General features: G+C 72.1%; 11 protein-coding genes. 10 read left to right on the top strand and 1 reads right to left on the bottom strand.

The window, feature by feature from the left end; genetic code table 11:
- The first annotated feature begins 118 nt into the window (after window positions 1–118).
- The 10 genes from fmt to ABZ576_RS31290 all read left to right on the top strand — a co-directional run bounded on the left by fmt (window position 119) and on the right by ABZ576_RS31290 (window position 11784).
- Entirely contained in the window at window positions 119–1051 is a 933-nt protein-coding gene (gene fmt / locus ABZ576_RS31335; protein WP_360748410.1) for a methionyl-tRNA formyltransferase, read from the top strand.
- Between the two features lie 79 nt (window positions 1052–1130).
- Complete coding sequence (locus ABZ576_RS31330) at window positions 1131–2558, top strand: transcription antitermination factor NusB (RefSeq protein ID WP_360748407.1); 1428 nt, start codon at window positions 1131–1133, stop codon at window positions 2556–2558.
- 149 nt (window positions 2559–2707) lie between these two features.
- Window positions 2708–3394, top strand: a complete 687-nt coding sequence (gene rpe, locus ABZ576_RS31325; RefSeq protein ID WP_360748404.1) for a ribulose-phosphate 3-epimerase — start codon at window positions 2708–2710, stop codon at window positions 3392–3394.
- Window positions 3395–3484: 90 nt separating this feature from the next.
- Complete coding sequence (locus ABZ576_RS31320; RefSeq protein WP_360748401.1) at window positions 3485–4528, top strand: sugar-binding domain-containing protein; 1044 nt, start codon at window positions 3485–3487, stop codon at window positions 4526–4528.
- A 213-nt stretch (window positions 4529–4741) separates the two neighbouring features.
- The gene (locus ABZ576_RS31315) at window positions 4742–5071 is read left to right on the top strand and encodes a barstar family protein (protein ID WP_360748398.1); all 330 of its coding nucleotides are present in this window, start codon (window positions 4742–4744) and stop codon (window positions 5069–5071) included.
- Window positions 5072–5204: 133 nt separating this feature from the next.
- Window positions 5205–6647 (top strand): GuaB1 family IMP dehydrogenase-related protein, encoded by a 1443-nt coding sequence (locus ABZ576_RS31310; protein WP_360748395.1) that lies wholly within the window; start codon window positions 5205–5207, stop codon window positions 6645–6647.
- A gap of 376 nt (window positions 6648–7023) precedes the next feature.
- Window positions 7024–8511, top strand: a complete 1488-nt coding sequence (locus tag ABZ576_RS31305) for an amino acid permease (protein WP_360748392.1) — start codon at window positions 7024–7026, stop codon at window positions 8509–8511.
- Between the two features lie 27 nt (window positions 8512–8538).
- Entirely contained in the window at window positions 8539–8991 is a 453-nt protein-coding gene (locus ABZ576_RS31300; protein ID WP_121789788.1) for an Lrp/AsnC family transcriptional regulator, read from the top strand.
- Between the two features lie 253 nt (window positions 8992–9244).
- The gene (locus ABZ576_RS31295; RefSeq protein ID WP_360748389.1) at window positions 9245–10033 is read left to right on the top strand and encodes a carbon-nitrogen hydrolase family protein; all 789 of its coding nucleotides are present in this window, start codon (window positions 9245–9247) and stop codon (window positions 10031–10033) included.
- A gap of 53 nt (window positions 10034–10086) precedes the next feature.
- Window positions 10087–11784, top strand: a complete 1698-nt coding sequence (locus ABZ576_RS31290) for an NAD(P)/FAD-dependent oxidoreductase (protein ID WP_360748386.1) — start codon at window positions 10087–10089, stop codon at window positions 11782–11784.
- A gap of 73 nt (window positions 11785–11857) precedes the next feature.
- Here the strand turns inward: ABZ576_RS31290 and ABZ576_RS31285 are convergent, their stop codons facing one another.
- A complete protein-coding gene (locus ABZ576_RS31285) occupies window positions 11858–12544 on the bottom strand; it encodes a DUF5995 family protein (protein WP_360748383.1) in 687 nt (228 codons plus the stop codon).
- Window positions 12545–12609: the final 65 nt, after the last annotated feature.

The following is a 12609-nucleotide window of genomic DNA, read 5'->3' as shown; positions in this document are numbered from 1 at the left end:
TCACGGGGTGGGGGCGTACAGGCATATGCGTACGCCGCCCACCCGATCGCGCGCCGTCCATGGTCATAGACTGGTGCGCTGCCCGCCCGAACCCCGCCCGAGAGGCCCGATCCCGCCCATGAAGCTGGTCTTCGCCGGTACCCCCGAGGTCGCCGTTCCCGCCCTGGACGCCCTGCTCGCCTCCGGGCGGCACGAGGTGGCCGCCGTCGTCACGCGTCCCGACGCGCCGGCCGGGCGCGGACGCAGGCTGGTCGCGTCCCCCGTGGCCGAGCGGGCGGAGGAGGCCGGGATCGAGGTGCTGAAGCCCCTGAAGCCCCGGGACCCGGAGTTCCTGGAGCGGCTGAAGGAGATCGCGCCGGACTGCTGCCCGGTCGTCGCCTACGGCGCGCTGCTGCCGAAGGCCGCCCTGGACATCCCCGCCCACGGCTGGGTCAACCTGCACTTCTCGCTGCTGCCCGCCTGGCGCGGCGCCGCGCCCGTGCAGCACGCCATCATGGCGGGTGACGAGATCACCGGGGCCTCCACCTTCCTCATCGAGGAGGGCCTGGACTCCGGGCCCGTCTACGGGACCGTGACCGAGGAGGTCCGCCCCACCGACACCAGCGGCGACCTGCTCACCCGGCTCGCCTTCGCGGGCGCCGGGCTCCTGGCCGCCACCATGGACGGCATCGCGGACGGCACCCTGAAGGCCGTACCGCAGCCCGCCGAGGGCGTCACCGTCGCGCCGAAGATCACGGTCGAGGACGCGCAGGTGGACTGGTCGGCGCCCGCGCTGCGCGTCGACCGGATCGTGCGCGGCTGCACCCCGGCGCCCGGTGCCTGGACCGTCTTCCGCGGTGAGCGGCTCAAGCTGATCCAGGTCACGCCCGTGCCCGAGCGGACCGACCTCGCGCCCGGCCGGCTCGCCGTGGGCAAGAACAGCGTGCACGTGGGCACCGGTTCGTACGCCGTCGAGCTGCTCTGGGTGCAGGCCCAGGGCAAGAAGCCGATGCGGGCGGCCGACTGGGCCCGCGGGGTGCGCATCGCCGAGAGCGAGACGCTCGGCGGCTGAACCCGGACGGCGGGGGTGACGGTCCGTCGACGTAGGCTGGTACCGCACCCCCCTTCATCACATCCGGAGCACCTTTTTCGTGAGCGAGCAGTCCCGGCGGCCGCGCAGGCCCGCCAAGCCCTACCGCCGTCCCCAGAAGGACCCCGTCCGCATCCTGGCCTTCGAGGCGCTGCGCGCGGTGGACGAGCGGGACGCGTACGCCAACCTCGTGCTGCCGCCGCTGCTGCGCAAGGCGCGCGAGAAGGAGGGACCGGACGCGTTCGGCGCCCGGGACGCCGCGCTGGCCACCGAGCTGGTGTACGGCACGCTGCGCCGCCAGGGCACCTACGACGCCGTCATCGCCGCCTGCGTCGACCGCCCGCTGCGTGAGGTCGACCCGCCGGTGCTCGACGTGCTGAGCCTGGGCGTGCACCAGTTGCTCGGCACGCGCATCCCGACGCACGCCGCCGTCTCCGCCACCGTGGAGCTGGCGCGCGTGGTGCTCGGGGACGGGCGGGCCAAGTTCGTCAACGCCGTGCTCCGCAAGGTCGCGCAGGACGACCTCCAGGGATGGATCGGGAAGGTCGCGCCGCCGTACGACGAGGATCCCGAGGACCATCTGGCCGTCGTGCACTCGCACCCGCGCTGGGTCGTCTCCGCGCTCTGGGACTCCCTCGGCGGCGGCCGCGCCGGCATCGAGGAGCTGCTGGCCGCGGACAACGAGCGGCCCGAGGTGACGCTCGTCGCCCGGCCCGGCCGGGCCACCACCGAGGAACTGCTCCGGGAGGACGCCGCCGTACCCGGGCACTGGTCGCCGTACGCCGTGCGGCTCGCCGAGGGCGGCGAGCCCGGCGCGGTCGCGGCCGTGCGCGAGGGGCGGGCCGGCGTCCAGGACGAGGGCAGCCAGCTGGTCGCCCTCGCGCTGGCGAACGCCCCGCTCGACGGTCCCGACGAGAAGTGGCTGGACGGGTGCGCGGGACCGGGTGGCAAGGCCGCGCTGCTGGCCGCGCTCGCCGCCGAGCGCGGGGCCGTGCTGCTCGCCTCGGAGAAGCAGCCGCACCGGGCCGGCCTGGTGGCCAAGGCCCTGCACGGCAACCCCGGGCCGTACCAGGTCGTCGCCGCCGACGGCACCCGTCCCCCGTGGCGCCCCGGCAGCTTCGACCGGGTGCTGGTGGACGTGCCGTGCACCGGCCTCGGCGCCCTCCGCCGCCGCCCCGAGGCCCGCTGGCGCCGCCGCCCCGAGGACCTGGACAACTTCGCCCCGCTCCAGCGCGGACTGCTGCGCACCGCCCTGGACTCCGTGCGCGTGGGCGGCGTCGTCGGCTACGCCACCTGCTCCCCGCACCTGGCGGAGACCCGCGCGGTCGTCGCCGACGTCCTCAAGCAGCGCCCGGACACCGAGCTGATCGACGCCCGCCCGCTGCTGCCCGGCGTCCCCGACCTGGGCGACGGCCCCGACGTGCAGCTGTGGCCCCACGTGCACGGCACGGACGCGATGTACCTGGCCGTGATCCGCAGGACCGGATAACGCCGCCGGGGACGCCCACCCAGGGGCGCGGGGCCGTATCGACGCGCGGCCCCGCCGCGTGGGCGCGAGCGGCCCCCAGCGGCCCGGCAGCCGGACCGACCCGAGGACCGCCGCTGCATCCCGGCGCGGCGGCATGGCAGGCTTGGGTCATGGCCGTGCAGATCAACCCCAGCATCCTGTCCGCCGACTTCGCCCGCCTGGCGGAGGAGGCCGAGGCGGTCCGAGGCGCCGACTGGCTCCATGTCGACGTCATGGACAACCACTTCGTCCCGAACCTGACGCTCGGCGTCCCGGTCGTGGAGTCCCTGTCCCGTGCGACGGACACCCCGCTGGACTGCCATCTGATGATCGAGGACCCCGACCGCTGGGCGCCGCAGTACGTCGAGGCGGGCGCTTCGTCCGTCACCTTCCACGTGGAGGCCGCCGCCGCGCCGGTGCGGCTCGCCCGTGAGATCCGGGCCAAGGGCGCCCGGGCCTCCATGGCACTGAAGCCCGCCACGCCGATCGAGCCGTTCGAGGACCTGCTGCCGGAACTCGACATGCTGCTGATCATGACGGTCGAGCCCGGCTTCGGCGGCCAGGCGTTCCTCGACATCATGCTGCCCAAGATCCGCCGCACCCGTGAGCTGATCGGCAAGCACGGCCTGCAGCTGTGGCTCCAGGTGGACGGCGGCGTCTCGGCCTCGACGATCGAGCGGTGCGCGGACGCGGGAGCGGATGTGTTCGTCGCCGGCTCGGCCGTCTACGGTGCCGACGACCCGGCGGAAGCCGTACGCGCGCTGCGCGCGCAGGCGGAGTCCGCCACCGCCAAGGCGTCCTGGGCATGCGACCACTGAGCCACGGCGAAGTGAACGCTTGAGTGAACGCCGCCCATCAGGGCGGATCAGCCGCGCCGAATCTGCAAGGATGAACGGCGAATCCAGAGTGTGAACAGCAGTGAGGAGATCGCCGTGTCGGGTATGTCGGCGGGCCGGTCAGCCATGCGGATGGGACCCGCTGAGCTGGTGCAGGCGGCGGCCATGGCCCGCCGCTTCTACCTCGAGGGCAAGTCCAAGATCCAGATCGCGGAGGAGTTCGGCGTCAGCCGCTTCAAGGTGGCCCGGGTCCTGGAGACGGCCCTCGAACGGGATCTCGTACGCATCGAGATCCGTGTGCCGGCCGAACTGGACGCCGAGCGCTCCGACGCGCTCCGCGCCCGGTACGGCCTGAGGCACGCCGTCGTGGTCGAGTCCCCGCCCGAGTCGGAGGAGACCCCCGACCCGGAGAACCTCGGCGAGGTCGCCGCCGATCTGCTCGGCGAGCTCGTCAACGAGGGGGACGTACTCGGGCTGGCCTGGGGCCGCTCCACCATCCACATGGCCGCGGCGCTCGACCGGCTGCCGCCGTGCACGGTGGTGCAGCTGACGGGCGTGTACGACGCCGGGACCGCCGAGCGCGGCTCGGTGGAGGCCGTCCGCCGGGCCGCCCAGGTTTCGGGCGGCGACGCGCACCCCATCTACGCGCCGATGCTGCTGCCGGACGCGGCCACCGCGGTGGCGCTGCGCAACCAGACCGGCATCGCGCGGGCCTACGAGTACTTCGACAAGGTCACGGTCGCCTGTGTCTCCATCGGATCCTGGGAGCCGGGCATCTCGACCGTGCACGACATGCTCAGCGACGAGGAGCGCGCGCACTACGCCTCGCTCGGTGTCGCCGCCGAGATGTCGGCGCACCTCTTCGACGCGGAGGGCCGCCGGATCGGGCGTGACCTGGGGGAGCGGTGCATCACGGTCAAGGCCGACCAGCTGCGCCGCATCCCGGAGGTCGTGGCGATCGCCGGCGGGCAGCGCAAGGCCTCCGCGATCGACGCGGTGCTGCGCTCCGGGCTGGTCACCAGCCTGGTGACGGACACCTCGGCCGCCGACTACCTGATGACGGCCGGCCCGGCGCCGAAGCCGGCGCTCAGCCGTGCGGACCCGGACGGTGCCTGAGCGGGGTCGTGACGCCGTCGTGACGGGACGGCGGTGGCGGTATCCCGGGATGCCGCCACGGTCCGTCGCCCCGCCGCGCGGGCGCCGGCCGGTCCCTGGCCCGCGAGCGCTCCCGGATCCCACGACCGCGGGCCCCGGCGCGTCCTCGCCCGGCAGGGCGGGAGTCGCCGTACCCACCGAAGACCACGACGACTCGTACCGGGCGGTGCCGAGATGACGCGAGACCCGGGCGGCCGGTACACGGTCACCCTCGACCTGGACGGTGTCACGGACAAGGCCGGCCTGATGGACCGGGTGGCCCTGGCCCTGGCGCTGCCCGACTGGTTCGGCCGAAACTGGGACGCGCTCGCCGACTCGCTCGCCGATCCGACACTCTGGCCGGAGCGCGCGGCGGGGCGGGGACTCCTGGTCGTCGTCCGCGGCTGGCGGCCGTACGCCGACGCCCGGCCGGAGGAGTGGCGCACCGCCCAGGAGGTGTTCGCGCAGGCGGCGGACCGGTCGCCGGCGCTCACCGTCACCCTGGACCTTGGAGGAACCTCCTAGGTGATCGGCGGGGACCCTGGAGGTTCTGTCGGGGGATGACACCACCCCCGACATGGGAGAATGAAGTACGTGCTCTTTCCCCCGCGGCACACCTGCCCGGGGGTCACCTCTGATCGACTGGGATGTGCAGCACGTGCGTTTCCTCAATGACATCCAGCCCGCGTACGACCTGACGTACGACGACGTGTTCATGGTGCCGAGCCGCTCGGCGGTGGGCTCGCGTCAGGGCGTGGACCTCAGCTCGCCGGACGGCACGGGCACCACCATCCCGCTCGTCGTCGCCAACATGACCGCCATCGCCGGCCGCCGCATGGCCGAGACGGTCGCCCGCCGCGGCGGCCTCGTGGTCATCCCGCAGGACATCCCGATCGACGTCGTCACCGACGTGATCACCTGGGTGAAGAGCCGTCACCTGGTGCTGGACACCCCGATCGTGCTGGCCCCGCACCAGACCGTCGCCGACGCCCTGGCGCTGCTGCCCAAGCGGGCGCACAACGCCGGTGTCGTCGTGGACGAGGACCACCGCCCCGTCGGTGTCGTCACCGACGCCGACCTGTCCGGCGTCGACCGCTTCACCCAGCTCGAAGTGGTCATGTCCAAGGACCTGCTCCTGCTGGACGCCGACATCGACCCGCGCGAGGCCTTCAACACCCTCGACCACCACAACCGCCGCTACGCCCCCGCCGTCGACAAGGAAGGCCGGCTCGCCGGCATCCTGACCCGCAAGGGCGCCCTGCGCGCCACGCTGTACACCCCGGCCGTCGACGCGAACGGCAGGCTGCGCATCGCCGCCGCCGTCGGCATCAACGGCGATGTCGCGGGCAAGGCCAAGCAGCTGCTCGACGCGGGCGTGGACACGCTCGTCATCGACACCGCGCACGGCCACCAGGAGTCGATGATCAACGCCATCAGGACGGTGCGCGCGCTCGACCCGCAGGTGCCGATCGCGGCGGGCAACATCGTCTCCGCCGAGGGTGTGAAGGACCTGATCGACGCCGGCGCGGACATCATCAAGGTCGGTGTCGGCCCGGGCGCGATGTGCACCACCCGCATGATGACCGGCGTGGGCCGTCCGCAGTTCTCCGCCGTGCTGGAGTGCGCTGCCGAGGCGAAGAAGTACGGCAAGCACGTGTGGGCCGACGGCGGTGTCCGGCACCCGCGCGACGTCGCCATGGCGCTCGCCGCCGGCGCGTCCAACGTGATGGTCGGCTCCTGGTTCGCGGGCACGTACGAGTCGCCCGGCGACCTGCAGCACGACGCCGGCGGCCGTGCCTACAAGGAGTCGTTCGGCATGGCCTCCGCGCGTGCCGTGGCCAACCGCACCTCGGACGAGTCGGCGTACGACCGCGCCCGCAAGGGGCTGTTCGAGGAGGGCATCTCCACCTCCCGCATGTTCCTCGACCCGTCCCGTCCGGGCGTCGAGGACCTGATCGACTCGATCATCGCGGGCGTCCGCTCCTCCTGCACCTACGCCGGTGCCGGCTCCCTCGCGGAGTTCGCCGAGAAGGCCGTCGTCGGCATCCAGAGCGCGGCCGGCTACGCCGAGGGCAAGCCGCTGCACGCCAGCTGGAACTGACCGCTCCTTCCCACCGACGGCCCCCGTCGTTCCCGAGCCCGGGAACGACGGGGGCCGTCGGCGTGTCCGCGTCACGGCACCCCCTGCGAAGAGCCGCGGAACGGGCCGGTGAGATCGCCGTGCAACGGTCGAAAGCCCGAGCGCAACGATTTGTCATTCTGGCCCCAGGAACGCAATGATCATGCGGGGATGCGCAAGGTTGCTGCATTACGCCCGTGAAGGCCCGCCTCGTAGGGTGCTTCGCTAGTACGTGGTGTGGCGGGGACCCCGCTCGGTGGGTGCCTGCCCTCGCAGGCCCACCGGTCCCCCTCCACGCGGGCCGGCGGTGATGCCGGTCCACACCCCCGACCGACCGGCAGCGAGAAGGAGCCAGCGCGTGCTCGACCAAGGCGCACCCACCCAGAACGAGAGATCGGCCGCCCCCGCGTCCCCGGGCGTCGCCGCGCGCCTGATGCGTCGCAAGCCCGTGGAACGCCTGGTCGCGGAGGGCGGCCAGGGTGAGGGAGGACAGCTTCGGCGCTCCCTCGGGCTGTGGCAGCTGACCATGATCAGCATCGGTGCCACCCTCGGCACCGGCATCTTCGTCGTCCTCGGCGACGCCGTCCCGGAGGCCGGTCCCGCGGTCACCCTGGCCTTCGTGATCGCCGGACTCACGGCCCTCTTCTCGGCGCTGTCCTACGCCGAGCTGGCCGGCAGCATCCCGGTCGCCGGCTCCTCCTACTCGTATGCGTACGCAACGATGGGTGAGCTGGTCGCCTGGGTCTGCGGCTGGTGCCTCGTGCTCGAGTACGGCGTGTCGGTGGCCGCGGTCGCCGTCGGCTGGGGCGAGTACCTGAACGAGCTGCTGGACGGCACCATCGGCGTCACCATCCCCGCCGCGCTGTCCTCGGCGCCCGGCGAGGGCGGCGTCATCAACCTGCCCGCCCTGATCGTCGTCCTCCTGGCGATGGTGTTCCTGCTCGGCGGCGCACGTGAGTCCGCCCGCGCCAACACGATCATGGTCTGCGTGAAGATCGCCGCCCTGGTGCTGTTCTGCGCGATCGGTTTCCTGGGCTTCAAGTCCGGCAACTACCGCGACTTCATGCCGCTGGGCATGGCCGGGGTCAGCGCCGCCGGTGCCACGCTGTTCTTCTCGTACATCGGCTTCGACGCCGCCTCCACCGCCGGTGAGGAGGCGAAGGACCCCAAGCGGGACCTGCCCCGGGCGATCATGCTCTCGCTGATCATCGTCACCGCGCTGTACGTGCTCGTCGCGGGCGTCGCGGTCGGCGCCTGGAACTGGAAGAAGTTCGACGGCTCGGAGGCCACCCTCGCCGCGATCATGAACGACGTCAGCGGCCAGACCTTCTGGGGCACCCTGCTCGCGCTGGGCGCCGTCATCTCGATCGCGAGCGTCGTCCTCACCGTGCTCTACGGCCAGACCCGCATCCTGTTCGCGATGTCCCGCGACGGGCTGGTGCCCAAGGCCCTCGGCAAGGTCCACCCGAAGACCGGCGCCCCCCGTCTCAACACCGTGATCGTCTCCCTCTTCTGCGGTGTGCTCGCGGCGCTCATCCCGCTGGGCAAGCTCGTCGACGCCACCAGCATCGGCACGCTGTTCGCCTTCGCCCTGGTCAACATCGCGGTCGTCGTCCTGCGCTACACGCAGCCGGGTCTGGAGCGCACGTTCCGGGTGCCGCTCGGGCCGGTTCTGCCGGTGCTGGGCTTCCTGTTCTGCGCGTACAACATGTTCAGTCTCGACACCGTCACCTGGGTCGTCTTCGGATGCTGGATGGCCGTCGGGCTCGTGTTCTACTTCGTATACGGCTATCGCCGTTCCCGTCTCGCGACCGGTGAGGACCTCGCGGTGACGGCAGAGAAGTGACCGAACCGAAGAAGTGAACCACCCCCTGTGCTGAACGATCTCGACGAACGCATCGTGCACGCCCTCGCCGAGGACGCCCGCCGCTCCTACGCGGACATCGGGCAGATGGTCGGCCTGTCCGCGCCCGCGGTGAAGCGGCGCGTGGACAGGCTGCGGGCCACCGGAGCCATCACCGGGTTCACCGTCCGGGTGGACCCGGCGGCGCTCGGCTGGGAGACCGAGGGCTACATCGAGATCTACTGCCGGAGCAACACGTCTCCGGAGACCATCCAGCGGGGGCTGGAGCGGTACCAGGAAGTCGTGGCCGCGTCCACCGTCACCGGTGACGCGGACGCGATCGCCCAGGTCTTCGCCTCCGACATGCGCCATTTCGAGCGGGTGCTGGAGCGCATCGCCGGCGAACCGTTCGTGGAGCGGACCAAGTCGGTACTGGTCCTGTCGCCGCTGCTGCGGCGCTTCTCCTCCGGGGCACCGGGGTAGACGGGGGCGCGAGGGCGCGAGGGCGCCCACTGCGGCGGGGCAGGGCCTGTCGCCGGCTACCGCGGCCCCCTCGTGACCTGCCCTTCCGCGAAGCCGGGGACCGCTCGCGAGGGTGCGCAACGAATCGCCGCCGAAGGCTCCGCGCACGCAACGAACCGCGCACAGGCGCGCAACGGCTCCTGCTTGTCCGGCCGAGCGCGCCGACCGTACCTTCTTCGTGACCCCCGAAAACCCCGTCCGGTGAGGATCCCGTATGCGCACCGCCCTGCTCCAGAGCTCCGGCCGCCCCGGCTCGATCGCCGAGAACCTCAAGGTCCTCGACGAGGCCGCGGGCCGGGCCGCCGCCGCTGGGGCCGGCCTGCTGGCCGCGCCGGAGATGTTCCTCACCGGGTACGCGATCGGCGACGACATCGCCCGCCTCGCCGAGACCGCCGACGGCGACTCCGCCGACGCGGTCGCCGAGACCGCCACGCGGCACGGCCTGGCGATCGTCTACGGCTACCCGGAGCGCGACGGCGAGACCGTCTACAACTCCGCCCAGCTGATCTCCGCCGACGGCACCCGGCTCGCGAACTACCGCAAGACCCACCTCTTCGGCTGCTTCGAGCGCGACCACTTCACGCCGGGCGAGCAGCAGGTGGTCCAGGCCGAGCTGAACGGCCTCACCGTGGGCCTGCTGATCTGCTACGACGTCGAGTTCCCGGAGAACGTCCGCGCCCACGCCCTGGCCGGCACCGACCTCCTGATCGTCCCGACCGCGCAGATGCACCCCTTCCAGTTCGTCGCCGAGTCGATGATCCCGGTGCGCGCCTTCGAGAACCAGATGTACGTCGCCTACGTCAACCGGGTCGGACAGGAAGGGGAGTTCGAGTTCATCGGCCTCTCCGTCCTCGCCGGTCCCGACGGCGTCGCGCGTACCCGCGCCGGCCGCGCGGAGCAGCTGGTCCTCGCCGACGCCGACCCCGCCTTCCTGGCCGCCTCGCGGGAGAACAACCCGTACCTCACGGACCGCCGCCCCGGTCTGTACGGGTCCCTCGTCTGAGCCGCCGCCCGAGCCTCCCCTCTGTTTCACCTCGCGCAAGGAGTCCGTACCCCATGACGTCCACGGTGCCCAACGCCGTCGAGCACACCGACGAGCAGCAGCCGCCGATCACCATGTTCGGCCCGGACTTCCCCTACGCCTACGACGACTTCCTCGCCCACCCGGCGGGCCTGGGCCAGATCCCGGCCACCGAGCACGGCACCGAGGTCGCGATCATCGGTGGCGGTCTGTCCGGCATCGTGGCCGCCTACGAGCTGATGAAGATGGGCCTCAAGCCCGTCGTCTACGAGGCCGACCAGATCGGCGGCCGGCTCCGCACGGTCGGCTTCGAGGGCTGCGACGACTCGCTGACCGCCGAGATGGGCGCGATGCGGTTCCCGCCGTCCTCCACCGCCCTCCAGCACTACATCGACCTGGTCGGCCTCGAGACCAGGCCCTTCCCGAACCCGCTGGCCGAGGCCACCCCCTCGACCGTCGTCGACCTCAAGGGCGAGTCGCACTACGCCGAGACCATCGACGACCTGCCCCAGGTCTACCGGGACGTCGCCGAGGCCTGGAACAGGTGCCTCGAAGAGGGCGCCGATTTCTCCGACATGAACCGCGCCATGCGCGAGCGGGACGTCCCGCGCATCCGCGAGATCTGGGCGAAGCTGGTCGAGAAGCTCGACAACCAGACCTTCTACGGCTTCCTCTGCGACTCGGAGGCCTTCAAGTCCTTCCGGCACCGGGAGATCTTCGGCCAGGTCGGCTTCGGCACCGGCGGCTGGGACACCGACTTCCCCAACTCCATCCTGGAGATCCTGCGCGTCGTCTACACCGAGGCCGACGACCACCACCGCGGCATCGTCGGCGGCTCCCAGCAGCTGCCGCTGCGCCTGTGGGAGCGCGAGCCGGAGAAGATCGTCCACTGGGCCTACGGCACCTCGCTCGCCACGCTGCACGAGGGCGGCCGGCCCCGGCCGGCCGTGACCCGGCTGCACCGCACCGCGGGCAACCAGATCACCGTGACCGACGCGAACGGCGACATCCGCACCTACAAGGCGGCGATCTTCACCGCCCAGTCCTGGATGCTGCTGTCCAAGATCGCCTGCGACGACTCGCTGTTCCCGATCGACCACTGGACCGCGATCGAGCGCACCCACTACATGGAGTCCAGCAAGCTCTTCGTGCCCGTGGACCGGCCGTTCTGGCTGGACAAGGACGAGGAGACCGGCCGGGACGTCATGTCGATGACCCTGACCGACCGCATGACCCGCGGCACCTACCTGCTGGACGACGGACCCGACAAGCCCGCCGTGATCTGCCTGTCGTACACCTGGTGCGACGACAGCCTGAAGTGGCTGCCGCTGTCCGCGAACGAGCGGATGGAGGTCATGCTGAAGTCGCTCGGCGAGATCTACCCGAAGGTCGACATCAGGAAGCACATCATCGGCAACCCGGTGACGGTCTCCTGGGAGAACGAGCCCTACTTCATGGGCGCGTTCAAGGCCAACCTGCCCGGCCACTACCGCTACCAGCGGCGCCTGTTCACCCACTTCATGCAGGACCGGCTGCCCGAGAACAAGCGGGGCATCTTCCTCGCCGGCGACGACATCTCCTGGACGGCCGGCTGGGCCGAGGGCGCCGTGCAGACCGCGCTGAACGCGGTCTGGGGCGTGATGCACCACTTCGGCGGCGGGACCGACCCGGTGAACCCGGGCCCGGGTGACGTCTACGACGAGATCGCGCCGGTGGAACTTCCCGAGGACTGATCCCGGGAAACAGACGAAGGCGCGGGCGGCCGGCTCGGACTCCGGCCGCCCGCGCCTTTTCCAACGCCCGCGCTCAGTCGGCGAGCGGCGTCAGCAGCATCCGGCCCGCGAACCCCACCGCGGCGTCGAGCCGGTCGGTGAACTCCTCGGCGACATCGCCGCAGTGGCGCAGCGCCCACAGGGCCCGGGCCGCCGCCCACGTCGCGTCCCGGGCCCGCTCCAGGCTCCAGGAGCCCAGCAGATGGGTGAGCGGGTCGGCGATCTGGAGGAGGTCGGGGCCCGGCATCAGGTCCTCGCGGATGCGCTCCTCCAGCGAGACCAGCAGCTCGCCCACGCGGTCGAACTCGTCCTCCAGCTCGGCCGGTGCGCAGCCGAGCGTGCGGCAGGTGTCGACCACGGCCAGGGCCAGGTCGTGCCCGATGTGGGCGTTGATGCCCGCCAGGGCGAACTGGAGCGGCCGTACCCCCGGATGGCGGCGGAGCTGGAACAGGGGCCGCCAGCAGGCGGGCGGGCGGCGGTCCGCGGCGGTCGCGTCGACCGCCGCCAGGTAACGCTCGGCGAACCGCACGTCCAGCGCGGCCGCCGCGCCCGGATCCGTGAACTCCCCGGCGTCCAGGCGCCGGTCGACCTCCTCGGTGACGGCGAGGTACACCCGGTTGAACACGGCGACGCCGTCCCGTGCGGGCAGGACCGCGTCGAGCGCGCGCATCCGCGCGAGGACGGCGTCGACGGGGGCGGTGAGTTGTTCCGGCTGCGCCATGAGGGGAAGGGTCCCAGTCCGGGACCGGCCGGCGCGCCGACCGGCCCGGTGCTTCGCCGGAACGG

The sequence above is a fragment of the Streptomyces sp. NPDC013455 genome (assembly GCF_040632975.1).
In the GTDB taxonomy this organism is placed as follows: Bacteria; Actinomycetota; Actinomycetes; order Streptomycetales; family Streptomycetaceae; genus Streptomyces.
The sequence above is the reverse complement of the archived record's forward strand: the minus strand, read 5'-3'. Positions and strand labels throughout refer to the sequence as shown.

Coding starts and splice junctions, on each gene's coding strand:
- rpe (WP_360748404.1), top strand. CDS start 2,708: ATGGCCGTGCAGATCAACCCCAGCATCCTGTCCGCCGACTTCGCCCGC.
- ABZ576_RS31285 (WP_360748383.1), bottom strand. CDS start 12,544: ATGGCGCAGCCGGAACAACTCACCGCCCCCGTCGACGCCGTCCTCGCG.
- ABZ576_RS31315 (WP_360748398.1), top strand. CDS start 4,742: ATGACGCGAGACCCGGGCGGCCGGTACACGGTCACCCTCGACCTGGAC.
- ABZ576_RS31295 (WP_360748389.1), top strand. CDS start 9,245: ATGCGCACCGCCCTGCTCCAGAGCTCCGGCCGCCCCGGCTCGATCGCC.
- ABZ576_RS31290 (WP_360748386.1), top strand. CDS start 10,087: ATGACGTCCACGGTGCCCAACGCCGTCGAGCACACCGACGAGCAGCAG.
- fmt (WP_360748410.1), top strand. CDS start 119: ATGAAGCTGGTCTTCGCCGGTACCCCCGAGGTCGCCGTTCCCGCCCTG.